Genomic DNA, 25,366 nt, shown 5'->3' with positions numbered 1-25,366 from the left:
TGCTTATTCTGGAGGCCTTGAACTATTGGCTAATCTAATGCGCACACTGCGCACCTACAACCGCGAACGGCTCTTATAGGTGAGCGTGTTGCCGGCCAATCATTGTTTTTGATACAGCTGTTTGACTCGCCATCAATGGGCGAGCTGGCTCTCGGCCGACGGTAGTTCGATCGGTGTGAGCACCGGTTGGCCGGAGAAAAATGCCACGAGGTTCTTGCCCACCAGTTCGACGGTGCCCTGGGTGGCTTCCGGGGACAGCCCGGCGACATGGGGAGTGAGGATCACGTTGCTCAGGGTCTTGAGTGCATCCGGCACCTTCGGCTCGGCGTCGAACACATCCAGCGCGGCACCGGCGATCCGGCGTTGCTCCAGGGCGGCGATCAGGTCGGCCGTGGCAATCACGCTGGCCCGGGCGATATTGACGATAAACCCGTTGGGGCCCAACGCGTCCAGCACCTGGCGATTGATCAGTTGCCGGGTGCCCACGCCGCCGGGGGTGGCGACGATCAGGAAGTCCGAGGCCCGTGCCAGTTCGGTCGGGGTCGAGCACAAGGTGTAGGACACATCGCTGCGACGCTGGCGATTGTGGTAGCAAATGTCCATGTCGAAACCGGCGCTGGCGCGTTTGGCAATCGCCATGCCGACCGCGCCGAGGCCGAGGATGCCCAGGCGTTTGCCGGCCAGGGAAGGGCGCATGATCTTCGGCCACTCGCCGCGCCGTACGGCGGCGTCACAGCGAGGAATGTCGCGTACCAGCGACAGCAGCAGCGCCATGGCATGGTCGGCGACGGACGAGGCGTTGACCCCGGCGCCATTGGTGACGGTGATGCCCCGGTTCGCCGCGGCCTGCAGGTCGACGTGTTCATAGCCGGCGCCGATCACGCAGATGATCTTGAGGTTGGGCAGGGCGGCGATTTCATCGGCATATAGCCCCAGAGGGCCACGGGTGAGGACGGCGTCGATCTGCCCGGTGTGGCGGGCGATGGCTTCGGCGCGCTCGGTGGGCGTCGGGGCCAGGATCAGGTGAAAGCCCTGATGTTCAAGGATAGGCAGGTAATCATTGATGGTTTCAACCAGTACCAGAACGGTTACGGGCATGCTTGGCTCCCTGGGCATCGAAAAATCGGTTCGAACGTCACTTGAGATTGCTGATTTCAGGGTGGCTTGGCAACCACCAGCGATCGCGGCCCGTGGCAGCTCCTGCGCCGTTGAGGGCACTGCGCTGAGTGTAGGATCTGGCGAAGCCTGCGATCTTTTTATTGCGTGGGGGCGGGCGATTTACTTCGACGGCGTGAGGGCGGCCCGGGCAGCTTCGAGAATTTCATCCGACAGCGGATCGCCGCGGGTGGCCCGGGACAGCATCAGCGCGCCGAACATCAGCGAATACTGCACCAGCGCCTGCTGCCGTTTGCCGGCTTCGTCCTCTGCGTCCAGCAGCGAGCCGAGGGAATCAAGCAGGTTGTTCAGGCCTTGCAGATAGGTTTGGCGCAATCCGCTCTCGGCGGCCTCATGGCACATGTCCCCGGCAAACGCCACCACTGGGCAGCTGTCGCCCGGATTGTCCCGGCTTTCGTTGGACAGGTAGGTTTCGACCACGGCGCGGCGGGCGGCGTCCTTGCTGTCATGCTCGGCCACCCGTCCCAGCCAGCGTTGCGCGGCCTGATCGAAAGCCCGGCCACTGGCCTCTTGCGCCAGGGCTTCCCCGGATTCGAAGTGCCCGTAGAAACCGCCGTGGGTCAGGCCCGCGGCGGCCATCACATCGACCACACTGATCCCGTGCAAGCCGCGTTCACGAAACAGCCGTGTGGCGGCATCGACTATGGTCTCGCGGTTGAGGTCGGCTTGTTTGCGGGAAACTCGGGGCATGGGTCATTCTCGGTTTGCAGGTTGGACATCAGAGGGCGTATTGGGCAACTCCGTTGCCGAATGACCAATTCTCTTTTTTCACTTCCACCAGATTAATGAAAACGTCTTCCAGGCGCACGGCCAGCTCTGCGTTAAGGCTTTCGGCGATGGTTTTGTAGAGGTTTTTTTTCTGCTCCAGGGTTCGCCCTTCGTTGAGGGTGATCTGGATGACGACCAGGTTGTCGCTGCGGTTGATGCCCAGATACTCGGGATCAAAGATGAAATGCTGCTTGTCGTGTTCGGCCAGGATCTGGAAGTTGTCGTGTTCCGGTACGCCAATGGTCTGGCGCATGGCGACATAGATCAGCTGCCCTATGCGTTTGGCGTGGGTGGGGTCCCGGTGTTTTTTGATGTCGACGCGAACCAGTGGCATGGGAAGACTCCGGAAGGAATGCTGGTCGGTTATAAATACATGATGGTAGACCTTTATCAAGCGCGCATTGCGTTTTGGCGATGACGCGCAGTTGCACCGCAGGTCCTTGTGGGAGCGAGCTTGCTCGCGATGGCTGCGGCACATGCAACCTATTCTCCGACTGATACACCGCTATCGTCGGAACGCCGCCCGGAGCAAGCTCGCTCCCACAGGGGATATCCCACAGAGGATTTTCGTCTATCTGGTACCACCGTTCCTCACCTAAGTCTTTGCTTCTGCTCACTAATCCCCCAGAATGCCGCCCCTGTTTCGGCCGGACGCCGCCTGTCGGGTATTCCGACGCGTCCTGGCCGGGTGGCAAGTGACCGGAATGTGGAGATCCCACCGGATGAATGATCAGGCCAATAGCGTTAACGAACGCTATGTAGAAGCGACACCCGCGACGCTTTCAAGCTGGAATCGCCAGGACACCACCTGGATGCTGGGCCTTTTTGGCACGGCGATTGGTGCCGGAACCCTGTTTTTGCCGATCAACGCAGGCCTGGGCGGCTTCTGGCCGCTGCTGATCCTGGCGTTGCTGGCGTTCCCGATGACGTTCTACGCGCACCGCGGGCTGACCCGGTTCGTGCTGTCCGGTCGCGAAGGCGCCGACATCACTGAGGTGGTGGAAGAGCATTTCGGCATCAAGGCCGGCGCGCTGATCACCTTGCTGTACTTCTTCGCGATTTTCCCGATCCTGCTGATCTATAGCGTGGCCCTGACCAACACGGTCGGCAGCTTCATGGAACATCAACTGCACATCATGCCGCCACCGCGCGCCGTGCTGTCGCTGGTGCTGATCCTCGGCCTGCTGGCGGTGGTGCGTTGTGGTGAGCAGTTGATCGTCAAGGCCATGAGCCTGATGGTCTATCCGTTCATCGTCGCGCTGCTGTTCCTGGCGGTTTACCTGGTTCCGCACTGGAACGGCGGCATACTCACCACCGCGAGCAGCGTGCCGGCGCCGTCGGCGCTGTTGCATACCCTGTGGCTGGCGATTCCGGTGATGGTGTTCTCGTTCAACCACTCGCCGATCATCTCGGCGTTCGCCGTGGACCAGAAGCGTCGCTACGGTGAACACGCCGAGGAGCGCAGCTCGCAGATCCTGTCCCGCGCCCATCTGCTGATGGTGGTGATGGTGCTGTTCTTCGTCTTCAGTTGCGTGCTGACCCTGTCGCCAGCGCAACTGGCTGAAGCCAAGGCGCAGAACCTGTCGATCCTGTCGTACCTGGCCAACCACTTCAGCAACCCGACTATCGCCTTTGCGGCGCCGTTGATTGCCTTCGTGGCCATTTCCAAGTCGTTCCTGGGGCACTACATCGGCGCCAGCGAAGGCCTCAAGGGCCTGATCGTCAAGAGCGGCAAGCGTCCGTCCGCCAAGGCCCTGGACCGCATGACTGCCGCGTTCATGCTGGTGGTGTGCTGGATCGTCGCCACGCTGAACCCGAGCATTCTCGGCATGATCGAAACCCTCGGCGGCCCGGTGATCGCGGCGATCCTGTTCCTGATGCCGATGTACGCCATCCGCAAGGTGCCGGCGATGGCACGCTATCGCGGTCAGGCATCCAACGTCTTCGTGACGGCGGTGGGCCTGGTGGCGATCACGGCGTTGATCTACTCGCTGACCGCATGATCGACCGGCCTGCTCGCGCAGTGCCGGATTGACAGCTACAGTGGCCGCTGCACGTGATACGTGCAGCGGTTTTTTTTCGCCTGGAGGCACTGGATTGTCGAACGCCCCAAAGGCTAATCCCACCGAGCAACCCAACCGCTGGCAGGACCTGTTGGCCGGTTTGTCGATTGCCGGCCTGTTGCTGCCCGAAGCGGTCGCCTATTCAAGCATCGCCGCACTGGCGCCTCAGGCCGGGGTGATCGCCTTGTTTGCCGGGCTGCTGTGTTATGGCCTGTTCGGCACCAGCCGCTTTGCGATTGTCTCGGCCACTTCATCCTCCGCCGCCGTACTGGCTGCGGCGACCGCCACCCTGGCCAATGGCGACCCCGGGCTTCGCTCGACCCTGGCCTTCGGCCTGGTGCTGGTGACCGGGGTGTTTTTTTTGCTGGCCGGGATGTTCAAGCTCGGCGGCGTGACCTCGTTCATTGCCAAGCCGGTACTGCGCGGCTTTGCCTTTGGCCTGGCGCTGACCATCATCCTCAAGCAGGTCGCCAGCGTGGTCGGCGTGCATTTGACCGATGCCAATCTGGTGGGGTTTCTGCCGCAACTGCTGGAGCAATTGCCGCAATGGAACCGGACCGCAGCGGTGGTCGGTGCCGTGGCGTTGGCCCTGTTATGGCTGTTTGCGCGGTTTCGGCGTTTGCCGGGTGGTTTGTTGGTGGTGGTGATCGGCATTGCGGCAGGACAGTGGCTGGACCTGCCGGCCTATGGCGTGAAGCTGATCGGCGTGATCGACCTGAGCCTGGAGGTGCCGAAACTGCCGGTGCTGCCGTTTGCCGACTGGCTGCGTCTGGGGGAATTGGCGTTCGCCATGGTGTTGATTCTGTATGCGGAATCCTATGGCTCGATCAGTGCCTATGCGCTCAAGCATGGCGACCGCGTCAACTCGAACCGCGACCTGCTGGCGCTGGGGGCTTCCAACCTGTTGTCCGGCCTGTTCCACGGCATGCCGGCGGGCGCGGGATATTCGGCGACGTCGGCCAATGAGGCAGCCGGTGCCACTTCGCGCCTGGCCGGTATCGTGGCGGCGCTGGTGGTGCTGGTCATTGTCCTGACGGTGCTGCCTTACATCGCCCTGACCCCGGAACCGATCCTCGCCGCCATCGTCATTCATGCCCTGGGGCGGGGCTTGAGCCTGCAGCCGCTGGGACGCTATTTCATCTGGCGCCGAGACCGCTTGCTGGTGATCTGCGCCGTGGGGGCTGTGTTGCTGCTGGGGGTGCTGGACGGTTTGCTGGTGGCGGTGGCGATCAGTGTGTTGCTGATGCTCAAGCAGATGTCGGCGGCGGATATCCAGATCCTGGGGCGCATCGATAGCGGTCACGACTTTGTCGACCTGCAGCGCCATCCAACGGCGCAAACGGTGCCGGGCGTGTTGATTGTGCGGCCGGGTGAGGCGTTGTTTTTTGCCAACGTCGAGCGGATTCTTGGCGGTGCCTTGCACTTGATCCGGCATTCGCAAACGCCGGTTCATACGGTGATCCTCAGTCTTGAGGAATCGCCCGATCTGGATGGCACCAGCATTGAGGCGTTGCAGGAGTTTTTTGTGCGGGTGCATCAGGGGGGCAAACAGCTGATTCTGGCGCGTCTGAAAGACGACGCACAAGCGGCGTTGGCGGTGTTGCCGCAGGCGGAGGTTAGTGGGGTGGTGCTGAGTGGGTTGAGTGTGGATGGGGCGGTGCAACAGGCCCTCCAGTTGAATGCATGACCCTCTGTGTGGGCGGTGTTCAAATTGAAGGCATAAAAAAACGCCGCTCATCTCACGATGGGCGGCGTTTTTCATTGCGTTGCTACGTTAGGCTTGAACGACCGGGATGTTGGCGTTCGCAGCAGCTTCACGGAACTCGGCGATCTGGTCGAAGGACAGGTAGCGGTAGACATCGGCCGCCATGCTGTCGATCTTGCCGGCGTATTCCATGTACTCCTCGACGGTCGGCAGGCGACCCAGGATGGAAGCCACGGACGCCAGTTCAGCCGAAGCCAGGTAGACGTTCGCGCCGTCACCCAGACGGTTCGGGAAGTTACGGGTCGAAGTCGACACCACAGTCGAGTTCGGCTCTACACGTGCCTGGTTACCCATGCACAGTGAGCAGCCCGGCATTTCCATGCGCGCGCCAGCCTTGCCGTAGATGCCGTAGTAGCCTTCTTCGGTCAGTTGGTGAGCGTCCATCTTGGTCGGCGGCGACAGCCACAGACGGGTTGGCAGCTGACCCTTGACCTGTTCCAGCAGCTTACCGGCAGCGCGGAAGTGACCGATGTTGGTCATGCACGAACCGATGAACACTTCGTCGATCTTCTCGCCAGCAACGCTGGAGAGCAGGCGGGCGTCGTCCGGGTCGTTTGGCGCGCAGAGCACAGGCTCCTTGATGTCGGCCAGGTCGATCTCGATGATTTCAGCGTATTCGGCGTCTTTGTCCGCTTGCAGCAGCTCAGGGTTGGCCAGCCAGGCTTCCATCGCTTGAGCGCGACGTTCAAGAGTACGTGCATCGCCGTAGCCTTCGCCGATCATCCAGCGCAGCAGGGTGATGTTGGACTGCAGGTATTCGGCAATCGACTCTTTGGACAGCTGGATGGTGCAACCGGCAGCCGAACGTTCAGCCGAGGCGTCAGACAGTTCGAACGCTTGCTCGACGGTCAGCTTAGGCAGACCTTCGATCTCCAGGATGCGACCGGAGAAGGCGTTCTTCTTGCCTTTCTTCTCTACGGTCAGCAGGCCAGCCTGGATCGCGTAGTAAGGAATGGCGTGAACCAGGTCACGCAAGGTGACGCCTGGTTGCAGTTCGCCTTTGAAGCGAACCAGGATCGACTCAGGCATGTCCAGCGGCATGACGCCGGTGGCAGCGGCGAAAGCAACCAGGCCGGAACCGGCCGGGAACGAGATGCCGATCGGGAAACGGGTGTGGGAGTCACCACCGGTACCGACGGTGTCTGGCAGCAGCATGCGGTTCAGCCACGAGTGGATGATGCCGTCGCCCGGACGCAGGGAAACGCCGCCGCGGGTCATGATGAAGTCAGGCAGGGTGTGGTGGGTGGTCACGTCGATCGGCTTTGGATAAGCCGCGGTGTGGCAGAAGGACTGCATCACCAGGTCGGTCGAGAAGCCCAGGCACGCCAGGTCTTTGAGTTCGTCACGGGTCATTGGACCGGTGGTGTCCTGGGAACCGACGGTGGTCATCTTCGGTTCGCAGTAGGTGCCTGGACGCACACCAGCTACGCCGCACGCCTTGCCGACCATTTTCTGCGCCAGGGTGAAACCCTTGGTGCTTTCAGCCGGAGCTTCAGGCTTCTTGAACAGGGTCGAAGGTGGCAGACCCAGCTCGGTGCGAGCCTTCTCGGTCAGGCCACGGCCGATGATCAGCGGAATACGGCCGCCAGCACGAACTTCGTCCAACAGTACCGGAGTCTTCATTTCGAAGGTGGTCAGGACTTCGTCGGTGCCGTGCTTGCAGACTTTGCCAGCATGCGGGTACAGGTCGATCACGTCGCCCATGTGCATGTTGGAAACGTCGAATTCGATTGGCAGTGCGCCGGCATCTTCCATGGTGTTGTAGAAGATCGGAGCGATTTTGCTGCCGAAGCAGAAACCGCCGGCACGCTTGTTCGGCACGTAAGGAACGTCGTCGCCGAAGAACCACAGTACGGAGTTGGTCGCCGATTTACGCGAAGAACCGGTACCGACCACATCGCCGACGTAGGCGATAGGGAAGCCGGCGTTGCGCATTTCTTCGATCTGCTTCATCGGACCGGTGACGCCTTGTGCGTCAGGCACGATGCCGTCGCGAGCCATTTTCAGCATGGCCAGGGCGTGCAGCGGGATGTCTGGACGGGACCAGGCATCAGGCGCAGGGGACAGGTCGTCGGTGTTGGTTTCGCCGGTGACCTTGAACACGCGCAGGCTGATCTTGTCGGCCAGGGTCGGGCGCTTCACGAACCACTCGCCGTCAGCCCAGGATTGCAGCACGCCTTGGGCGTGAACGTTACCGTTCTTGGCTTTTTCAGCGACGTCGTGGAAGGCGTCGAACATCAGCAGGGTGTGCTTGAGTTCTTCGGCCGCTACTGGAGCCAGTTCGGCGTCGTCCAGCAGGTTAACCAGAGTCACGATGTTGTAGCCGCCCTGCATGGTGCCGAGCAGTTCAACAGCGCGCTTCTTGTCGATCAGGGGGGATTTGGCTTCGCCTTTGGCGATGGCGGACAGGAAGCCGGCCTTTACATAGGCAGCTTCGTCCACTCCAGGCGGAACGCGATTGGTGATCAGGTCAACGAGGAATGCTTCTTCGCCAGCCGGGGGATTTTTCAGCAGCTCGACCAGGCCTGCAGTTTGTTCGGCGTTTAGCGGCTGGGGAACGATACCCAGTGCTGCGCGCTCTTCGATATGTTTGCGGTAGGCTTCAAGCACAGTTATTACCCTCATCAGTGGTCCCAAATGGGTGTCCGGGACGCTCATCCCGAAATTGCCGTACTCATGCGCTGCATGGCGTTGTGAGCCACTTAGCCAGAATTACCGGCAATTCCTTACAGAAGCTGCTTTCAAAGTTTTACGCCTGCAGAACGGGAGCTGATGAGGGTTGGCGTTGGGCTTTTCCCCGCTGGAAAAACCCCTCGCCAACACCGCTCTGAAGGAACGACTGTGCTCGTGACGCTTTGAAAACAGCTTCTAACGGACATTGGCGCCTAAAAAGGCAGGCTGATTCTACGGCAAAAAAAAATTAAAGGTAAGTCAGTGTTTATTGGACTTTGGTGGAGGCGCTCAGCAGAGCCCGATTCTCCATGGGCCCTGAACTTTGAGGGGTGATCAATGGCCGACAAAGGGCTAACATGCGGGCCTGTTCTGCTTTCTCGCGTTTTTGCCTATCTATGCCCAATCAGACCATCAAGACCCCCTGCGTCGGCCTCTGCTCCACCGTTTACGGTGACCTGGTGTGCCGTGGCTGCAAGCGTTTCCACCACGAAGTGATCCACTGGAACGGTTACAACGAGGAAGAAAAGCGCGCGGTATGGCTGCGTCTTGAGCAGTTGCTGTCGCAGGTGATGGCCGCCAAGGTGGAAATTTTCGATCCGGCGCTGCTCAGAATGCAGCTGGAGCAACGCAAGATCCGCTTCGTGCCCCATCAGTCGGAATATTGCTGGGCCTATCAGTTGATTGCGCGAGGCGCGCGGGTGATCAACAACCTGGAAGCCTACGGGATGGTGCTGCTGCCGGAGTTTCGTGAGTGGAACCTGCCGGAATTGCGCGACGCCATTGATCGGGAATTTTTCCTGCTCTCCGAAGCCCATTACCAGCGCTACATTGCGCCGGGGTTCCTGAAAGATGCCTTTGGTGGGTAGCCCTTAAAAGCATCGCGAGCAAGCTCGCTCCCACAGGGGATCTGTATCGTTCACAAATCCTCTGTGGGAGCGAGCTTGCTCGCGATGGCGTCCGGCCAAACAGCAAAGATCTCAATGCTTGTCGGTAATCTCCTCAAGATGATCCGCCACTTCCATCGGCTTGAGCACCAGCACGTCGCTCTCGACCGAATCGAGCACCACTTCCGCCGTATTGCCGATCAGTGCCCCTGATAACCCGCTACGTGCCACGGTACCGATCACTGTCACCGCCGCCTGCAGCTTGTGCACCATGAACGGAATCAACACGTCCGCCGGGCCTTCCTCGATGTGCAGGTGATCATCGTCGATGTCGAATTCCGCCTGGAACGCCTTGCACTGTTCGCGATAGCGCGCCTGGATGGTTTCGCTGAGTTGAAACGTCGGGTCGGCCGCCGACAGCATGGGCGACGGGTGGGCGCTGATCACGTGCAAGTGGGCCTTGGCCAGGGTGGCGATGTCATAGCCATGATCAATGATGGTGTCGTGCAAGTGGCGGTGTTCGAGATCGGTGTTGCCGACGTCGACGGCTGCCAGAATCACTTTGTCTTTCCATGAACCGGCGGTTTTCACCAGCAGCACCGGAGTCGGGCAGGACCGCAACAGTTTCCAGTCCTCTGGGGTCAGCAGGGCTTTTTTCAACGGGCTGTCGGGGAAGTGCTGCTTGACCACCAGACCGCAGCCTTCGGCTTGCTGCACATCAATGATGGTTTCGTGCAGGCTCTCGTTCCAGGCCTGCTCGGTGGTGACGACGTAGCCGTCCTCCGTTAATGCGGCCTTGAGCACACCCAGCATGCCACTGTGATCATGCTTGCGGTCGCACACCAGCAGATGCAACTGTGCCTGGGTCACGCTGGCAATCAGTTTGGCCCGTTTGAGCGCCAGGCTTTCCGAGTGCTCGGGTTCGATGACCACCAGAATGCTGCGAATGGCTTGCATGTGCGGGATCTCCTGAAAATAAAAAAAGCACGGCGTTGCACAACTATAGTTGCTGTCTGCGATTCGGGGACTTGATGCATATCAACGGTTGGCGACTGGTGGTCTGCGGGCAGGCCGGTATAATCGGCGCCCTTCGTTTTGAACCTATTTTTCCGTGAGCCCCATGATCCTTCCCGAAATTCACGAGTTCCTTGGCTGCCGCACCCCCGACGGCTGGATCCAGGCCGCGCTGGCCGATCAGGAAACCCTGCTGATCGACCACAAGAACTGCGAATTCAAGGCCGCCAGCACCGCGTTGAGCCTGATCGCCAAGTATCACTCCCACGTCGATCTGATCAACATGATGTCGCGCCTGGCCCGGGAAGAGCTGGTGCACCACGAACAGGTCATGCGCCTGATGAAACGGCGCAAGATCGAACTGCGCCAGTTGTCCGCGGGGCGCTATGCATCGGGGCTGCGCAAGGTGGTACGCAGTCACGAGCCGGTGAAACTGGTGGACACCCTGGTGGTGGGGGCGTTCATCGAGGCTCGCAGTTGCGAGCGTTTCGAAGCCCTGGTGCCGCATCTGGACGAAGAACTGGGCAAGTTCTACTTCGGTCTGCTCAAGAGCGAGGCCCGGCATTTCCAGGGTTACCTGAAACTGGCCTACCAGTACGGCGACGCCAAGGACATCGCCCAGGTGATCGACAGGGTTCGCGCCGCCGAGCAGGAACTGATCGAGTCGCCGGACGTGGAATTCCGTTTTCATAGTGGTGTGCCGGCGGCGGCCTGATTATTCGGTGTTGTTCTGGCGGACGCCTTCGCGAGCAAGTCGAAGGGGCCATCAGCAACGCAGACCCAAGCGTTCATGCCACTGCGCGATGGACTCTTCGGGGTACAGATCGAACTGTAGATCTCCAGGCTGCGCCTGGACCTCTACCCACGGCGCCTTCGAACCCAGCATCAGGTGCGTGTGTTCCGGCGGCACCGGCAACGGTGTATCGATGGCCGAGGCGAACGGGTGAATCAACTCCGGCCACTGCGGACTGAACAACCACAGGCCCGAGCCGCAGACCGAGCAGAAATGCCGCTCGGCGGTGCTGCTGTGGGCGCGCTTGTCGCCTTCTTCCTTGAGTCGCGCATGGTAAATCGCGATGTGTTTGCGTCCGCGAACCTTGAGGCTGGCGGCATCGCCACCGAGGTTGATCGCATAACCGCCGCCGCCCTGGGTCTTGCGGCAGATCGAGCAGTAGCAGCGCTGGTAAGGGTAGGGGTGGACGCTGGTCAAACTGAACGACACCGCGCCGCAATGGCAGGAACCTTCGAGTTGCATGGGAGCCTCCGGCTGTCTGGAACGTACCCCGGACAGCCTAGACCGTCAGGGCTACTCGACCGGCACCAGAATCGCGTCGCCGGTCGCCACCAGTTTCAGTTGATCACCGGTTTGCGCGAACACCTGCTTCTTGCCGGCCCAGCGGTTGAGGGTTCAACATGCGCCGGGTGCGGGTGGATGTCATGGTCCATAAGGGAAGGTGATGGGCAGGTGGGTTGGTGGTGAATGGGCTGGCCCTTTCACGAGCAAGTCGAAGAACGATAACGCGGTCCCGCTGGACAGCCACCGCCAGCCAATCCAGCATGTCCCCCTCGAAACCGGGACATGACCTGATGCGACGTTTACCTTCCCTGGCCGCCCTGCGAACCTTCGAATGCGCCGCCCGCCACGCCCATTTCGGTCGGGCGGCGGCTGAGTTGTGCGTCACCGACAGCGCGGTCAGCCACCAGATTCGCCAGCTCGAAGAGCAACTCGGCGTGCCGCTGTTCGTGCGCGAGGGTCGGCAGATTCGCCCGACCCTGGCTGCCGGGCGCCTGATGCAGAGCTTGCAGCAGGCTTTCGAACTGATCGGCGATGCCTGCGATGAACTGCGCGACCCTTCATCCCTGGCGGTATTGCGTCTGGCGGTCACCGCCGAGCTTGCGCAAAAGTGGCTGATGAGCCGGCTCACGGATTTCTACGCGCGCTACCCGCACATCACCTTGCATCTGTACGAACAGCCGATCGACGCCACGGCGCCCGGAGAAGATATCGACCTGGCGATCACCTACGGCACCGGCCCGGTGGACAGCTCCGCGTATTTCGTCCGGCCGCTGCCGGCGTTGCAGTTCTTCCCGGTGTGCAGTCCCGGCCTGTTCAACCAGGGCACGTTGAAAACCCCGAAGGACCTGGCTCGCCACTGTCTGCTGCACGACGACCAGGACGGCAAGACCTGGACCGCGTGGCTCACCAGCCATGCCGGTGACCAGCGCCCCGACCGGCAACTGTATTTCGCCCACGCCGGGCTGGCACTGGAGGCCGCGGCCCAAGGGCAGGGCGTGGCCATGGGCGACAACCTCACAGCCCAGGAAGATTTGCTCAGTGGGCGGCTGGTACGGCCGTTTACGTCGAGCATGACTGCGCTGGGGCAATACGCACTGGTGTGCGAGCGGCTGCGGCTGGAGCGCCCGGCGGTGGCGCAGATGCTGGAGTGGTTCAACGATCAGTTGCTCGATTGATGAGTTAGATTCAAGTATTCCGAAATAATCATCGTTGGCGAGCCAGTCGCCAACGCCCTTAGCCTGTGGTCATTCCAATCCCCGTTGAAGAGGTTTGACCATGGCCCGCTTGCTCGACACCACTCCCAAACAGGACGGTTTCCGTCTGCCCGGCGAATTCGAAACCAAGTCCGGTTGCTGGCTCGGCTGGCCGGAGCGCACCGACGTCTGGCGCAACGGGGCCAAGCCTGCGCAGAAAGTCTGGGTGCAGATCGTCACCGCCATTTCCATGAGCGAACCGGTCACCGTGTGCGCCTCGGCGGCACAGTTCGCCACTGCGCGTCGCCAACTGCCGCCGCAAGTGCGCGTGGTGGAAATGACCTGCAACGACACCTGGTTCCGCGACAGCGGCCCGTGCTTCGTGGTCAATGACCAGAGCGGCGAAGTGCGCGGCGTCGACTTCGAATTCAACGCCTATGGCGGCCTCGATGGCGGCCTGTACTACCCGTGGGACAAGGACGACCAGATCGCCGGCAAGATCCTCGAAATCGAACGCTTCGACCGCTACCGTGCGCCGTTGATCGCCGAACTTGGGGGTATCCAGAGCGACGGCCAGGGCAGCATCCTGACCACCGAACAATGCCTGCTCAACCGTAATCGCAACCAGCACCTGGGCAAGGACGAAGTCACCCGTCGCCTGACCGATTACCTCGGCGCCGAGCAGGTGATCTGGCTGCCACGGGGCTGCAAGTTCGACGAAACCGACGGCCATGTCGACGACCTCGCGTGCTTCGTGCGCCCCGGTGAAGTGGTGCTGCAATGGACCGACAACCGCGACGACCCGCAGTGGGAAATCTATCAGGAGGCCTACGACATCCTGCGCAGCACCCGCGACAGTCGCGGCCGCGAATTGATCGTGCACAAGCTGCCGCAGCCGGATGTGCTGGAGTGGACCGCCGAAGAAGCCGAAGGCCTGGACCAGCAGGACAGCACCCATACCCGCCAGGCCGGGACGAAGATCTGCGCGTCGTACATCAACTACTACGCCGGCAACAGTTCGATCGTGGTGCCGCTGTTCGGTGATCGCAACGACAAGGTGGCGCTGGCGACCCTGGCCGAGCTGTTCCCGAAACACAGCATCGTCGGCATCGAAAACTCCCGGGAAATCCTTCTCGGTGGCGGCAACGTCGCGTGCATCACCATGCCGCAGTACGCCGCCCCCCACTCCAACAAGAAAGGAGCGTGACCGTGGGCCTGCACAAACTGACTCAAGCAATACTGCTGGTGCTTGCACCCCTGTGTGTGCAGGCCGCCGACACCGCCAAACCGGTGGTCAACCTGTACATCTGGGGCGAGTACCTGGCCCCGGACACCTTGAAGAATTTTGAAGCGAAAACCGGCATCCATGTGGTGGTCGACCACTTCGACTCCCTGGAAACCGTCGAGACCAAGCTGCTGACCGGTCGTAGTGGCTACGACCTGGTGCTGACGGCGGGGCAGCATCTGTCCCGGGCCATCGAGAGTGGCGCGGTGCAGCCGGTCGACAAGCAGCAACTGCCGCATTTCGCCGGGGTCGGCGAGGAGTTCCGCCAGCACATGGCGGTGTTCGATCCGGGCAACCGCCATGCCGGGATCTACGCCTGGGGCACCACGGGCGTGGGTTATCAGGAGCAGGCGGTCAAACAGCGGCTGCCCGACGCGCCGACCGACAGTTGGGCGATGCTGTTCGACCCGGCCGTGGTGTCGAAATTCGCCGATTGCGGGGTCAGCCTGCTCAACGATCCCAACGAAGTGTTTGCGGCGGTCATGAAGTACATGGGCCTGGACATCAACCGCCAGAACCTCGATGACCTGAAGCTGGCCGAGCAGCAACTGGCGAAGATTCGGCCGTACATTCGCTATTTCGACAACGACCTGAACATCAGCGACCTGGCCAACGGCAACACCTGCGTGGCGATGTCGTGGAACGGCAACGTGGCCATCGCGGCGGGCCAGGCCGAGGCGGCGGGCAAGCCGTATTCGCTCAAGTACCGCATTCCGAAGGAGGGCACGTTGATCTGGTTCGATGCCATGGTCATTCCCAAGGATGCGCCGCACCCGAAGGCCGGCCTGGCATTGATGGACTACCTGATGATCCCGCAAGTGATCGCGCCGATCACCGACACTATCCATTACGCCAATGCGATCACGGCGGCGGACGCCCTGGTCGACCCGGCGATTCGCAACGATCCGGGGACGTATCCGCCGGCGGCGGTCAGGGCTTCGCTGTACAGCAAGAATGACAATGGCAAGGCGTTCAACCGGGCGTTGATCAGGGCGTTCAGTCGGTTGAAGTCGGGGTTGTGAGGTCAAGCCGACCCCTGTAGGAGCTGCCGAAGGCTGCGATCTTTTGATTTTGTTTTTCAGGATCAAGATCAAAAGATCGCAGCCTTCGGCAGCTCCTACAGGGACCGCGATGTGGTCTAACGGTTGGGCACCCGCCACAAATACCAGGAGGCCACCGTCCGGTAGGGACTCCACGCCAACCCGATCTCGATCATCTGCTTGCGCGTCGGCTGCATCTCCAGGCCCTTGAGTCGTCGATAACCCTCGCGCACACCAAAATCATCGGCCGGCAGGATATCCGGCCGCTCCAGGCTGTAGATCAGCAGCATCTCCACGGTCCAGCGACCCACGCCGCGCAGGGTGATCAAGCGCTCGATCAGCGCTTCATCGTCCATGGCCAGCGCCGTGGCGTAATCCGGCACCACGCCGTCCAGCGACGCCTGTGCGATGCCCTGGATAGTCGCGATCTTGCTCGCGGAAAACCCGCAACTGCGCAGTCGGTCGAAATCCGTGGCGACGATCTGTTCCGGCCTGGGAAACGAACCCGAACCGAACAGCGCCAGCAACCGGCCGACAATCGCATCCCCAGCCTTGGCATGCAGTTGCTGATAGGCAATCGCCCGCACCAGCGACTCATACGGATCATGTGCCGCATGCGGCTGGTGCAGGCACGGGCCGATGGCGTCGATGTGGCGGCGCCAGTCATCATCGATGGCCGCCAGGAACGCACTGGCCGCCTGATAGCCATCGACCATGGGCTCAGGCTTTCCCGGACGGTTGCAGCAGGGCGTTCACTTCGCCGTAGGTCAAGGCCTTCAGGTCGTGGCTATCGAACTTGCCGGTTTGCAGAAAGCTTTTGGCGATGCCGGCCATGGCACCGTAGAGGAATTCGGCGATGCCTGAACCCGCGGTCAGGCGGCGTACACCGAGTGCCTCAAGCGCTTCGGGGGACGGCAGGCCGGGGAACCCCAGCACATTCAGTGGCAGCGAGGTTCCTTGGCACAACGCCTTGATCTCGTACTCTGCAGTAACGCCGGCGGCAAACAGGCCATTGGCACCGGCGGCCTGATACAGCGCGGCGCGCCTGAGGGTTTCGGCGACGCGATCTTCGGCGGGCACCAGGCCCCGCAGGTAAACATCGGTGCGCGCATTGATAAACAGGTTCACGTTGCGTCGGTCGGCCACCTGGCGTGCGATTTCGATCTTGCGTACCAGCAACTCCGGCGGCGAAGAACCGTCTTCGATGTTGATCCCGACAGCGCCGGCGGCGATCACCGCATCAACCACCTGGGTCACCCGTTCCGGGTCATCGGAATAACCGGCCTCGATGTCCACGGTCAGCGGTACCGAAATGACCCGGGCAATCGACTCGACCGTCGAGACCAGGCGCTCAAGGGGCAGGGTGTTGCCGTCCGGATAACCATGCACCCAGGCCACTGCCGCGCTGCTGGTGGCTACGGCCTTGTTGCCCAGTTGTTCTACCAACCGAGCCCCGGCGGCATCGGCGACGTTGGTGAGGATCAGCAAACCCTCGTGATGCAGTTGGTGCAATTGATTGTCGAGCCTGTCCATCGGGTTTCCTTCCTTTTGAAAAAGTCGTGGGGATCAGAACGCCAGTTGCTCCGTGAGCTGCACCGCCGCGTTCTCCAGCCTGAGCAGAAACGCCTTGCGTGGCTGGCCTCCAGCGTAGCCGGTCAACGAGCCGTCGGCGCCGATCACCCGGTGGCAGGGCACGACAATCGATAAGCGGTTATGCCCGTTGGCCAGACCCACCGCCCGGCTGGCACCTGGCTTGCCCAGGCTCGCCGCGATGGCGCCGTAGGTGGTGGTCCGGCCGTAGGGGATCTTCGCCAGTTCGGCCCAGACCCGGCGGGAGAACTCGCTGCCGGGCATGTGCAAGGCCACGCTGAACTCAGTGAGCGTGCCGGCGAAATACGCGGACAATTGTTCTTCGATCTGCTGCAAATGCGCGTTGTGCCCCGGTGCCACGGCATAACCGAAACGGTTTTGCAGCGCTTCGACCGCTGGGTTCAGCGATGCCTGGCCGAGAAACTCCAGCAGCACCAGTCCACGCCGCTCGGCCATGGCGATCATCGGTCCCAGCGGCGTGGTCAGGCGCGTGAACAGCAGCGGCTCGCTGTTGGCCGCGCGGCCCGGGGTGATGTGAAACGATTTCTGGAAGGCATCGCGAAATCCGCTCAGGGACTCGTAGCCCGAATCGAACGCGACGTCGTCGATGGAGTCGCCCTGTCTGATCCCGCCCAACGCCATGCCCAGGCGCCGGGCGCGCAGCCAGGCGTGGAAGGTCATGCCGAAATGCTGCTTGAACCAACGGCGCAGTTTCAGTGGTTCGATGCCTTGGGCCAGTAGTTGGGCGTCGGTCCAGCGCTGCTCCGGGTCGGCGTCTAGCGATTTGAACAGTGTCTGCACCCAGTCCGGCGCGCTGGCGGCGGTGTCCAGCGGTTTGCAGCGCAGGCAGGCGCGATAGCCCGCCGCCAGGCATTGTTCGGCGTTGGCAAAGAACTCGACATTCTCAGGCTTCGGGCTGCGGGCGGTGCAGCCGGGGCGGCAGAAGATGCCTGTGGTCTTGACCGCCGTGAAGAACACCCCCTCGTAGGAGGTGTCTCGCTCGAGCATGGCGCGAACCATCTCGGCACGGGGTGGAAGCAGCGTTTTCTGTAGGTTCATGGGCGCAGCATAGATCGCGTCATGGGCGACCTCCACCGGAGAATCGACAGTGAATTTCGCTCCTTTGATCACTGCGAGTCAATGTGGGAGCGAGCAAGCGCGCTCACATGGGGAAAATATCGACTTCAGGCGCGTCTGGCCATCAGAAGCACCGAAGCTGCCGCCGACAGTAACCCCGCACAGCAACGGTTGAACATCCGCTTGCCCGACGGCCTGGCGAACCAACGGCGCATGTGCAGGCCCATGTAGGCGTAGGCGCCGATGGCGATCCATTCCAGCACCAGAAACAGCGCGCCCAACACCACGAATTGCGGCCCGATGGCGTGGGTCGAGTCGACGAATTGCGGCAGGAACGCGGTGAAGATCAGGATGGCCTTGGGGTTGCCGGCCGCCACCAGGAACTCCTGCCGGGCCAGCGCCAGCGTGCCCACGGGGGCTGAGGCCACGACGTTTTCCACGCCCGGATCGGCGCGCCACAATTGCCAGGCGAGGTAGAACAGGTAGGCCGCGCCGAGGATCTTGATGGCGTAGAACAGCAGCTCGGAGGTTTGCAATACCACCGCCAGCCCCGCCGAGGCCAGGGCAATCATCCCGGCGAACGCCAGTAGCCGGCCGATCCCCGCCACACACGCGGTGCGGTAGCCATAGCGGGTCGAATTACTGACCGACAGCAGGTTGTTGGGGCCGGGTGCCATGTTGAGGGCGAAGCAGGCCGGCAGGAACAGGGTGAGGGTGGCGAGGTCCATGGTGGGCTCCTGTAGCAAGAGCGCTATTTTTATCACGGCTCAGCGGTGGCCAGACCCATACAGTCATGGGCGCAAACCACCGTACACAGGGCTATCTGGCGAACTTTTTCGCCCCGGCGACGCAGAGGATCACGGCGACGGTGACACCCAGCATGCCGATGCTGACATGTTCATGCAGCAGGGTGGCGGCCAGCGTCAGCCCGAAAAACGGCTGGAGCAGCTGCAATTGCCCGACGGCGGCGATGCCCCCTTGGGCCAGGCCGCGATACCAGAACACGAAACCGATCAGCATGCTGAACAGCGAGACGTAAGCCAGGCTGAACCAGGCCGGCATGCTGATGCCGCTGAACGAAGCCGGCATGCGCATCCAGCTGAGCACCGCCACGACCGGCAGCGACAGCACCAGCGCCCAGCTGATCACCTGCCAGCCACCGAGGGTGCGCGACAGCTTCGCGCCTTCGGCATAACCCAGGCCGCAGGCGAGGATGGCCAGCAGCATCAGGATGTCGCCCTGGGGGAAGCGGTCAGCCCCTGGGACAGGGCAAACCCGACCACCAGCAAGCTGCCCAGCACCGAGAAAATCCAGAACGCCGCCCGTGGCCGCTCGCCGCCGCGCAGGACGCCGAACACCGCTGTCGCCAGGGGCAGCAGGCCGACGAAGACGATCGAGTGCGCGGACGTCACGTATTGCAGCGCCAGCGCGGTCAACAGGGGAAAGCCGATGACCACGCCCAGGGCAACGATGAGCAGCGGTATCAGTTGCTGGCGCGCCGGGCGTTTTTCCTTGAACAGCCACAGCAGGCACAGCGCCAGGACCGCTGCGATGGTCGCGCGTGCGACGGTCAGGAACACCGGGTCAAACTCCAGCACCGCCACCCGTGTCGCCGGCAGCGAGCCGCTGAAGATCACCACGCCGATCAGGCCGTTGATCCAGCCGCTGGTGCTGTTTTCCAGCGTCCGGTGTTGCAGGTTCGAAGTCCGTTCCATTTGGCTCACGCTCATTGTCTGATTGCACGAAACTCATCCTATGAGCGACTATCGATACAATCAAAAAATTGTCATGGATACATCTCGACATGCCTCGATCCCGCTACAAAACCCTGGTGGATGCCTTTGCCGCCGACATCCGCTCCGGGCGTCTGCCGCCCGGCACGCGCCTGCCGACTCACCGGCAACTGGCCACCGAGCACGGTCTGGCGCTGGTCACCGCCAGCCGGGTGTATGCCGAGCTGGAGGGCATGGGCCTGGTCAGCGGCGAAACCGGGCGCGGTACCTTTGTCAGGGAAACCTCGCTGCCGCCGGGGCAGGGCATCTCGCAGCACGTGGTGGCGGCGGGGATGATCGACCTGAATTTCAACTACCCGTCATTGCCGGGCCAGGCCGACCTGTTGCGCACGGCCTTGCGTCAGCTGGCGTTGTCCGGGGACCTGGAATCGCTCCTGCGCTATCAGCCCCACGCGGGACGCCTGCATGAGCGGGCCTCGGTCGCGCGTCATCTGCTTGACCGCGGGCTGAGCGTGCCGGCCGAGCAGGTGTTGATCGTCAGCGGTGCCCAGCATGGCCTGGCGGTGGCGATGATGACGCTGCTCAAGCCCGGCGATGTAATTGCCGCCGATGCGTTGACCTATCCCGGTTTCAAGACCTTGGCCGAAACCCTGCATCTGGAAGTCTTGCCGATTCCGGTCACCGATACCGGGCCTGATTTGCCTGCCCTGGAAAAACTCTGCCGCAGCCGATCGGTACGGGCCGTGTACTCGATGCCGACCTTGCATAACCCGCTGGGCTGGGTGATGGATCTGGATCAGCGCGAGCAGTTGGTAGCGATTGCGCGCCGGCATGAGTTGACGATCATCGAGGACGCTGCCTACGCGTTCCTGGCCGAAGACGTACCGCCACCGCTGGCCGAGCTGGCACCGGAGAGAACGGTGTACGTGTCCGGCCTGTCGAAGAATGTCGCCACCGGGCTGCGCGTCGGTTTCATCGCCGCACCCGCGCAATGGGTCGCCGCCTTCGAGCGCACGATCATGGCGACCACCTGGAACACCCCGGGCGTGATGACCGCCATCGCCACGGCCTGGCTCGACGACGGCACCGTCAGCCAGTTGGAGGCGCAAAAACGCGCGGATGCCCGGGCCCGGCAAACCCTGGCTCGCGAGGTGCTGGCGGGGCTCAGGACCATCAGTCACCCGAACTCCTACTTCATCTGGCTGCCGTTGGCGGAAGACGCCCGGGCCGACCAGATCGCCATGGCGCTGATGCGCGAGCAGGTGTCGGTGTCGCCGGCCGAGCCCTTTGCGATTTCGGCCTATGTACCGCACGCGATACGCCTGGCGCTGGGTTCGGTGGACATGGACTCGCTGCGTATTGCCCTGGGCAAGGTTGAAAAGGTCGTTGGCTATTACTCATAGCTCTGCAGGGCAGTTTTCTTCAATACGCGAGCCGCTCGGCTCTTTACCTTGGGGGCCTTGTTCAATCCGATGGAAGAAGGTGTGCAATGAATCTGATGATGTCCATGGCGGCGTTTGCGCTGGTCGCTTCCATCACGCCGGGGCCGGTCAACATTGTGGCGTTGAGCTCCGGCGCACGCTTTGGTTTCCGGGCCAGCCAGCGTCACGTGGCCGGGGCGACGCTGGGGTTTGTCTTGCTGTTGGTGCTGATGGGGTTGGGCCTGCATGAGGTGTTGCAACGCTGGCCGGCACTGACCCAGGTGGTGCAATGGGCGGGGGTGGCCTTTCTGTTGTACATGGCCTACAAGCTGGCGGCCGACAATGGGCAGGTGCAGGCCAGTGAGTCGGCCCAGTCGCCATCGATGCTGTATGGCGCCATCATGCAATGGCTCAACCCGAAGGCCTGGCTGGCCTGCGTGGCCGGCATGGGCGCGTTCGTCGCCGATGGCGAGGCGCGCCTGGTCTGGCAGTTCGCCGCGATCTATCTGGTGATCTGTTATGTGTCGGTCGGTTGCTGGGCGTATGCCGGGACGTTTTTACGCGGCTTCCTGAACAACCCGGCGGGTATGCGCCTGTTCAATCGCGCCATGGCGTTGTTGCTGGTGGTGAGTGCGGTGTATCTGGTGTTGCCGTAACGGCAGTCACCACGGTTTTGTGGCGAAGTTACAGCTTTTGTGGCGAGGGAGCTTGCTCCCGCTGGGCTGCGAAGCGGCCCCGCTTTCCTTCAGACAAATCTTGCATGCCGGTTTTGCGACGGCTTTGCCGCCGAGCGGGAGCAAGCTCCCTCGCCACAGGTTCAACCAAATCACAGGTTCTGTAAGGCCACAGACTCATACAACGCTTCACCCCCGATATTGCCCCGGTGTAGCCGCCAGATGCTGTTTGAAGGCCCGTTGAAAATGCGCCTGATCGGAAAACCCCGCTTCCAGCGCCACGTCCGCGATCAGCTTGCCGCTGCGCAATTGATCCTGGGCGAACTGGATGCGCCGGTTCACCAGGAACGCGTGGGGCGTCATGCCGTAATGCTGTTTGAAGGCGCGGATCAGGTAGGACGGTGACAGTTGCGCCGCCTCGCATATGTCTTCGAGCCTGAGGGTTTGCGTGCAGTGGTCGCGGATGTAATCGGCTGCGCGTTCCAGCTTGAAATTGGGTTCGCGCAGCGGCGGGTTGGCCGGGTTGAGTCGTAGCTGAACCTCGGTAAAGAACTCCACGGCCACGCTGTGTTTGCGCAGCACGTCCTGCTGGGGATCGACCAGCACCTCATGCAAGCCCGCGAGGCCGGCAAACAGTTGGGCGTCCCGGGTGTGGGTCAGCGAGAAGCGGCGAAACGCCGCGTCATCGCTGAAGCCGAGCTGATGCTGCAAATCGGTCAGCCATGGCGTATCGACGTACAGCATCAGGTACGACCAGGGTTGGTCTTCGATCGGGTTGCAGGCGTGGACGTCGCCGGGGTTCATCAGCACCACCGTGCCGACGCCGACCTCGAACGCCGACTGCTCATGCAGATAAGTACTGCGCCCGGCGGTGATCGCCCCGATGGAAAAGTGCTCGTGGGCGTGCCGGGTGTAGCAGACTTCGCGCCCGTCGGCGATGGAGCGGGCTTCGATGAAGGGCAGGGCATCATCACGCCAGAAGCGCGGGGCCTTGTCGGCGTTCTTGGCAACGGCGTGCTTCATGCTCACTCCTCGGCAGGTCAGCGCCCGAGTGTATTAGCTCTCGCCGTCAAAGGCTCGTTGCAGTGTGGCGATATCGAGTTTTTTCATCTGCATCATCGCCTGCATGGCCCGCTGGGATTTCTTCGTGTCGGGGTCCTTGATCATGTCCATCATCGCGACGGGGACGATCTGCCACGACAGCCCGAACTTGTCCTTGAGCCAACCGCATTGCTGGGCTTCGGGCGCGCCACCGGCCGACAGGTTGCCCCAGTAATGATCGACTTCATCCTGTGTCAGGCAATTGACCTGAAACGAAACCGCTTCGCTGAACTTGAATAAAGGCCCGCCGTTGAGGCCGGTGAAACTCTGCCCGTCGAGCTCGAAGCTGACGGTCATGACCGAACCCACGGGCCGGCCGTGGAACTCGAATCCGGCGTGGCCGTAATGGGTGATGGCAGTGATTTTCGAGTGGTCGAAGATCGAGCAATAGAATTTCGCCGCCTCTTCGGCCTGATCGTCGAACCACAGGCAGGGCGTGAGTTTTTGTACGCGTAGCATGGCGCCAGCTCCTCTGCAGGTAACGCATGTTCCGGACTTTCAGCGTAGTCAGCCTCTGGTCGTCTGGCCGTACCGTAGATCGAGAAAATTGCCGCAGGGTAGCGTGACGGTAGTCAAAATGACTTTAAGTGGAGTCAAACAGACTATTTTTGCCGTGGGTCGTTATGACTCGTATATGCGCAAGTGCCTGGATTTAAAGGGGCAAAAAGCTGGCACGGGACTTGAAGAGGTAAAGGTGCAACTGAACGCCTTCAGGAGTACGCACAATGTTCAACTTCTTCAGCAACCCTCGGAACGTTCTTCAATGGTCGAGCCGTATGCTCGGCGCGTATCGCCTGAGCCAGTTCCCGGCTCGAGTGGTGGCTTGATGCGTCGGCTTGCCGTTGCACCAGTCTTCAGCCTGGGCTTTCGCCCCTTCTTTCTGGCGGGGGCCGGGTTCGCGGCCCTCGCCATCGCGATCTGGGCCTTATGGCTGTACGGCCGCTTGCCCGGTGCGCAGCCGGTGGGCGGCATGCTCGCCTGGCACCGACATGAAATGCCTTTCGGATTTGCCACGGCCATCATTGCCGGGTTCCTGCTCACGGCGGTGCCCAACTGGACCGGCCGGCCAGGGCTCAAGGGTTGGCCGCTGATCGGCCTGGTGCTGGTGTGGCTGCTGGCACGGCTGGCCTGGTGCCTGCCGATACCTGCGCCCTGGCTGCTGGCCTTGCAGGTTCCGTTTCTGCCGTTGCTGGCGTGGGCGTTGGGGTGCGATCTGCTGGCGGCGGGCAAACGCGAGAATTATCCGATTCTGTTGATGGTGACGCTGCTGGCCGGGTGTCAGGCGTTGACGTTGCTGGGGCTCGCCGTTGAAGACGCCAATCTGCAACGTCATGGCGTGCTGGCTGCCTTGTGGCTGGTGGGCGCGCTGATGAGCGTGATCGGCGGACGGGTGATTCCGTTTTTTATCCAGCGCGGCTTGAACCGTCCCGCAACGCCTGCTGCCCATCCATTGCCGGGCAAGGTGTTGCTGATCAGCGCCATGCTGGCAGCGGTGTCCTTTGCCGCCGGTTTGAATGACGTCCCACGGGTGTGGCTGGCGCTGATGTTTGCGTTGATCAGCGGTTTGCATCTGCTGCGATTGTGGCGCTGGCATGATCGCGGCCTGTGGCGCGTGCCGCTGCTGTGGTCGCTGTACCTGGCTTACGCCTGGCTAGCGGTGGCGACGCTGGCCATGGCGCTGTGGCACCTGGGCTGGATGCCGCAACAAAGCCTGGCCACCCATGCGCTGGCCGTCGGCGGCATCGGCGGGCTGGTTCTGGCGATGATCGCCCGGGTCAGCCTGGGGCATACCGGGCGCTTGTTGCAGCCGTCCAAAGCGATCGTCGCGGGGTTTTCCCTGTTGCTGCTGGCGGGTGTACTTCGAGTGTGGTTGGTGCCGTTTTCCAGTCATGGCCTGGCGCTGTCGGCGTTGCTGTGGTGTAGCGCTTTCGGTGTTTTTGTCTGGCGCTACACCGGCATTTTATTGGGGCCGAGGCTCTAGCCAAGACCTTCAGGGCCGCCTTTCGAGGCGGCTTTTTCATGACCGGTGGTCGATGCGCCACGGCCTGCCGGCAAATTTGCGCTTAGCTGAAGGGATAGCCTGAGGCGCGCGCAGGTTTTACAAGGCCGCAGCGACGCCCCTTCAGATCACCCTGAGTCTGAGGAACTGCGCCATGCTGACCCTGAACATCAATGGCCAGGATCAGGAGCTGGATGTCCCCGCCGACATGCCGCTGCTCTGGGTCTTGCGCGATGTTGCCCACCTCACCGGCACCAAGTTCGGCTGTGGCATCGCCCAATGCGGGGCTTGCACCGTACACGTCGATGGCGCGCCGCTGCGCTCGTGCATCACACCGGCCACGGCCGTGGCCCATGGGCAAAAAATTCTCACCATCGAAGGCCTTTCCGCGGACGGCTCGCACCCGGTGCAACAGGCCTGGGCGGAGCTTGACGTGGTTCAGTGTGGTTACTGCCAGTCCGGGCAGATCATGTCGGCGGCGGCATTGCTGGCGAAGATTCCGAAGCCAACCGACAACGACATCGATCAGGCGCTGTCCGGCAACATCTGCCGTTGCGGCACTTACCCGCGGATCCGTGCGGCGGTCAAACGCGCCGCCGAGCTGGGTTGAGGT

The 25,366-nt window shown here is 62.0% G+C and carries 23 protein-coding genes and 1 pseudogene; 11 read left to right on the top strand and 13 right to left on the bottom strand.

The features are described 5' to 3' along the window. Window positions 1–132: 132 nt before the first annotated feature. From AB4O40_RS04420 to AB4O40_RS04410, 3 genes are all read right to left on the bottom strand, one after another. Window positions 133–1,098, bottom strand: coding sequence for a 2-hydroxyacid dehydrogenase (locus AB4O40_RS04420; protein WP_409078778.1), 966 nt, complete (start codon window positions 1,096–1,098; stop codon window positions 133–135). Between the two features lie 180 nt (window positions 1,099–1,278). After that, window positions 1,279–1,866, bottom strand: coding sequence for a TetR/AcrR family transcriptional regulator (locus tag AB4O40_RS04415; protein ID WP_460055844.1), 588 nt, complete (start codon window positions 1,864–1,866; stop codon window positions 1,279–1,281). Window positions 1,867–1,894: 28 nt separating this feature from the next. Next, window positions 1,895–2,278: a tautomerase family protein gene (locus tag AB4O40_RS04410; protein WP_460055847.1), complete on the bottom strand. Its 384-nt coding sequence runs from the start codon at window positions 2,276–2,278 to the stop codon at window positions 1,895–1,897. A 388-nt stretch (window positions 2,279–2,666) separates the two neighbouring features. Between AB4O40_RS04410 and AB4O40_RS04405 the strand changes: the two genes are divergently transcribed. Further along, window positions 2,667–3,947: a serine/threonine transporter gene (locus AB4O40_RS04405; protein WP_056727712.1), complete on the top strand. Its 1,281-nt coding sequence runs from the start codon at window positions 2,667–2,669 to the stop codon at window positions 3,945–3,947. Window positions 3,948–4,041: 94 nt separating this feature from the next. Then, window positions 4,042–5,694 (top strand): SulP family inorganic anion transporter, encoded by a 1,653-nt coding sequence (locus tag AB4O40_RS04400; protein WP_409078780.1) that lies wholly within the window; start codon window positions 4,042–4,044, stop codon window positions 5,692–5,694. A gap of 87 nt (window positions 5,695–5,781) precedes the next feature. Here the strand turns inward: AB4O40_RS04400 and acnB are convergent, their stop codons facing one another. Then, window positions 5,782–8,382: a bifunctional aconitate hydratase 2/2-methylisocitrate dehydratase gene (gene acnB, locus AB4O40_RS04395; RefSeq protein ID WP_056727708.1), complete on the bottom strand. Its 2,601-nt coding sequence runs from the start codon at window positions 8,380–8,382 to the stop codon at window positions 5,782–5,784. Window positions 8,383–8,840: 458 nt separating this feature from the next. On the opposite strand from acnB, the gene AB4O40_RS04390 reads away from it, so the two are divergent. Then, entirely contained in the window at window positions 8,841–9,311 is a 471-nt protein-coding gene (locus AB4O40_RS04390; RefSeq protein WP_056727706.1) for a DUF1289 domain-containing protein, read from the top strand. Between the two features lie 111 nt (window positions 9,312–9,422). Here the strand turns inward: AB4O40_RS04390 and AB4O40_RS04385 are convergent, their stop codons facing one another. Then, entirely contained in the window at window positions 9,423–10,286 is an 864-nt protein-coding gene (locus tag AB4O40_RS04385) for a universal stress protein (RefSeq protein WP_056727703.1), read from the bottom strand. A 163-nt stretch (window positions 10,287–10,449) separates the two neighbouring features. Here AB4O40_RS04385 and AB4O40_RS04380 point away from each other — a divergent pair, with 163 nt between their 5' ends. Further along, window positions 10,450–11,058 (top strand): MiaE family protein, encoded by a 609-nt coding sequence (locus AB4O40_RS04380; RefSeq protein WP_223542583.1) that lies wholly within the window; start codon window positions 10,450–10,452, stop codon window positions 11,056–11,058. 51 nt (window positions 11,059–11,109) lie between these two features. On the opposite strand, the gene AB4O40_RS04375 is transcribed toward AB4O40_RS04380, so the two are convergent. After that, window positions 11,110–11,598 (bottom strand): GFA family protein, encoded by a 489-nt coding sequence (locus tag AB4O40_RS04375; RefSeq protein ID WP_223542582.1) that lies wholly within the window; start codon window positions 11,596–11,598, stop codon window positions 11,110–11,112. Window positions 11,599–11,930: 332 nt separating this feature from the next. Between AB4O40_RS04375 and AB4O40_RS04370 the strand changes: the two genes are divergently transcribed. The 3 genes from AB4O40_RS04370 (at window position 11,931) to AB4O40_RS04360 (ending at window position 15,140) form a co-directional block, all read left to right on the top strand. Next, window positions 11,931–12,815 carry a LysR substrate-binding domain-containing protein gene (locus AB4O40_RS04370; RefSeq protein ID WP_223441856.1) on the top strand — a complete coding sequence of 295 codons (885 nt, stop codon included), beginning with the start codon at window positions 11,931–11,933 and terminating at the stop codon, window positions 12,813–12,815. Between the two features lie 100 nt (window positions 12,816–12,915). Continuing rightward, window positions 12,916–14,040, top strand: coding sequence for an agmatine deiminase (gene aguA / locus AB4O40_RS04365; protein WP_460055854.1), 1,125 nt, complete (start codon window positions 12,916–12,918; stop codon window positions 14,038–14,040). Between the two features lie 2 nt (window positions 14,041–14,042). Beyond that, window positions 14,043–15,140 (top strand): extracellular solute-binding protein, encoded by a 1,098-nt coding sequence (locus tag AB4O40_RS04360; RefSeq protein WP_056727692.1) that lies wholly within the window; start codon window positions 14,043–14,045, stop codon window positions 15,138–15,140. A gap of 116 nt (window positions 15,141–15,256) precedes the next feature. On the opposite strand, the gene AB4O40_RS04355 is transcribed toward AB4O40_RS04360, so the two are convergent. The 5 genes and pseudogenes from AB4O40_RS04355 to AB4O40_RS04335 form a co-directional block, all read right to left on the bottom strand. After that, window positions 15,257–15,874, bottom strand: a complete 618-nt coding sequence (locus AB4O40_RS04355; protein ID WP_409078782.1) for a DNA-3-methyladenine glycosylase family protein — start codon at window positions 15,872–15,874, stop codon at window positions 15,257–15,259. A 4-nt stretch (window positions 15,875–15,878) separates the two neighbouring features. Continuing rightward, window positions 15,879–16,691 (bottom strand): isocitrate lyase/PEP mutase family protein, encoded by an 813-nt coding sequence (locus AB4O40_RS04350; RefSeq protein WP_460055857.1) that lies wholly within the window; start codon window positions 16,689–16,691, stop codon window positions 15,879–15,881. A 33-nt stretch (window positions 16,692–16,724) separates the two neighbouring features. Beyond that, the gene (locus AB4O40_RS04345) at window positions 16,725–17,807 is read right to left on the bottom strand and encodes a bifunctional transcriptional activator/DNA repair enzyme AdaA (protein WP_056728092.1); all 1,083 of its coding nucleotides are present in this window, start codon (window positions 17,805–17,807) and stop codon (window positions 16,725–16,727) included. A 125-nt stretch (window positions 17,808–17,932) separates the two neighbouring features. After that, entirely contained in the window at window positions 17,933–18,553 is a 621-nt protein-coding gene (locus tag AB4O40_RS04340; RefSeq protein WP_056727687.1) for a LysE family translocator, read from the bottom strand. A gap of 91 nt (window positions 18,554–18,644) precedes the next feature. Continuing rightward, window positions 18,645–19,540, bottom strand: a pseudogene (locus tag AB4O40_RS04335) (DMT family transporter). A gap of 89 nt (window positions 19,541–19,629) precedes the next feature. Here AB4O40_RS04335 and AB4O40_RS04330 point away from each other — a divergent pair. Further along, the gene (locus AB4O40_RS04330; protein WP_460055862.1) at window positions 19,630–20,961 is read left to right on the top strand and encodes an aminotransferase-like domain-containing protein; all 1,332 of its coding nucleotides are present in this window, start codon (window positions 19,630–19,632) and stop codon (window positions 20,959–20,961) included. A gap of 86 nt (window positions 20,962–21,047) precedes the next feature. Beyond that, window positions 21,048–21,635, top strand: a complete 588-nt coding sequence (locus tag AB4O40_RS04325) for a LysE family translocator (protein ID WP_409078785.1) — start codon at window positions 21,048–21,050, stop codon at window positions 21,633–21,635. A gap of 207 nt (window positions 21,636–21,842) precedes the next feature. On the opposite strand, the gene AB4O40_RS04320 is transcribed toward AB4O40_RS04325, so the two are convergent. Both AB4O40_RS04320 and AB4O40_RS04315 read right to left on the bottom strand, forming a co-directional pair. Further along, the gene (locus AB4O40_RS04320; RefSeq protein WP_460055865.1) at window positions 21,843–22,676 is read right to left on the bottom strand and encodes an AraC family ligand binding domain-containing protein; all 834 of its coding nucleotides are present in this window, start codon (window positions 22,674–22,676) and stop codon (window positions 21,843–21,845) included. A gap of 33 nt (window positions 22,677–22,709) precedes the next feature. Further along, window positions 22,710–23,213, bottom strand: a complete 504-nt coding sequence (locus AB4O40_RS04315; protein ID WP_056727670.1) for a VOC family protein — start codon at window positions 23,211–23,213, stop codon at window positions 22,710–22,712. 367 nt (window positions 23,214–23,580) lie between these two features. On the opposite strand from AB4O40_RS04315, the gene AB4O40_RS04310 reads away from it, so the two are divergent. Together AB4O40_RS04310 and AB4O40_RS04305 are read left to right on the top strand one after the other, a co-directional pair. Further along, window positions 23,581–24,735 carry an NnrS family protein gene (locus tag AB4O40_RS04310; RefSeq protein WP_409078787.1) on the top strand — a complete coding sequence of 385 codons (1,155 nt, stop codon included), beginning with the start codon at window positions 23,581–23,583 and terminating at the stop codon, window positions 24,733–24,735. A 172-nt stretch (window positions 24,736–24,907) separates the two neighbouring features. Further along, window positions 24,908–25,363 carry a (2Fe-2S)-binding protein gene (locus AB4O40_RS04305; protein WP_056727666.1) on the top strand — a complete coding sequence of 152 codons (456 nt, stop codon included), beginning with the start codon at window positions 24,908–24,910 and terminating at the stop codon, window positions 25,361–25,363. Window positions 25,364–25,366: the final 3 nt, after the last annotated feature.

The organism is Pseudomonas sp. S2_F07 (assembly GCF_054668325.1).
This window is presented reverse-complemented; position numbering and strand designations above follow the sequence as displayed.

Bases quoted from the DNA above. Each gene is read 5' to 3' on its own strand.
- AB4O40_RS04345 (WP_056728092.1), bottom strand. From the start codon at position 17,807: ATGAACCTACAGAAAACGCTGCTTCCACCCCGTGCCGAGATGGTTCGC.
- AB4O40_RS04320 (WP_460055865.1), bottom strand. From the start codon at position 22,676: ATGAAGCACGCCGTTGCCAAGAACGCCGACAAGGCCCCGCGCTTCTGG.
- AB4O40_RS04325 (WP_409078785.1), top strand. From the start codon at position 21,048: ATGAATCTGATGATGTCCATGGCGGCGTTTGCGCTGGTCGCTTCCATC.
- AB4O40_RS04410 (WP_460055847.1), bottom strand. From the start codon at position 2,278: ATGCCACTGGTTCGCGTCGACATCAAAAAACACCGGGACCCCACCCAC.
- AB4O40_RS04390 (WP_056727706.1), top strand. From the start codon at position 8,841: ATGCCCAATCAGACCATCAAGACCCCCTGCGTCGGCCTCTGCTCCACC.
- AB4O40_RS04350 (WP_460055857.1), bottom strand. From the start codon at position 16,691: ATGGACAGGCTCGACAATCAATTGCACCAACTGCATCACGAGGGTTTG.
- AB4O40_RS04370 (WP_223441856.1), top strand. From the start codon at position 11,931: ATGCGACGTTTACCTTCCCTGGCCGCCCTGCGAACCTTCGAATGCGCC.
- aguA (WP_460055854.1), top strand. From the start codon at position 12,916: ATGGCCCGCTTGCTCGACACCACTCCCAAACAGGACGGTTTCCGTCTG.
- AB4O40_RS04340 (WP_056727687.1), bottom strand. From the start codon at position 18,553: ATGGACCTCGCCACCCTCACCCTGTTCCTGCCGGCCTGCTTCGCCCTC.
- AB4O40_RS04380 (WP_223542583.1), top strand. From the start codon at position 10,450: ATGATCCTTCCCGAAATTCACGAGTTCCTTGGCTGCCGCACCCCCGAC.
- AB4O40_RS04375 (WP_223542582.1), bottom strand. From the start codon at position 11,598: ATGCAACTCGAAGGTTCCTGCCATTGCGGCGCGGTGTCGTTCAGTTTG.
- AB4O40_RS04355 (WP_409078782.1), bottom strand. From the start codon at position 15,874: ATGGTCGATGGCTATCAGGCGGCCAGTGCGTTCCTGGCGGCCATCGAT.
- AB4O40_RS04315 (WP_056727670.1), bottom strand. From the start codon at position 23,213: ATGCTACGCGTACAAAAACTCACGCCCTGCCTGTGGTTCGACGATCAG.
- AB4O40_RS04310 (WP_409078787.1), top strand. From the start codon at position 23,581: ATGCGTCGGCTTGCCGTTGCACCAGTCTTCAGCCTGGGCTTTCGCCCC.
- AB4O40_RS04305 (WP_056727666.1), top strand. From the start codon at position 24,908: ATGCTGACCCTGAACATCAATGGCCAGGATCAGGAGCTGGATGTCCCC.
- AB4O40_RS04330 (WP_460055862.1), top strand. From the start codon at position 19,630: ATGCCTCGATCCCGCTACAAAACCCTGGTGGATGCCTTTGCCGCCGAC.
- AB4O40_RS04415 (WP_460055844.1), bottom strand. From the start codon at position 1,866: ATGCCCCGAGTTTCCCGCAAACAAGCCGACCTCAACCGCGAGACCATA.
- AB4O40_RS04405 (WP_056727712.1), top strand. From the start codon at position 2,667: ATGAATGATCAGGCCAATAGCGTTAACGAACGCTATGTAGAAGCGACA.
- AB4O40_RS04385 (WP_056727703.1), bottom strand. From the start codon at position 10,286: ATGCAAGCCATTCGCAGCATTCTGGTGGTCATCGAACCCGAGCACTCG.
- AB4O40_RS04420 (WP_409078778.1), bottom strand. From the start codon at position 1,098: ATGCCCGTAACCGTTCTGGTACTGGTTGAAACCATCAATGATTACCTG.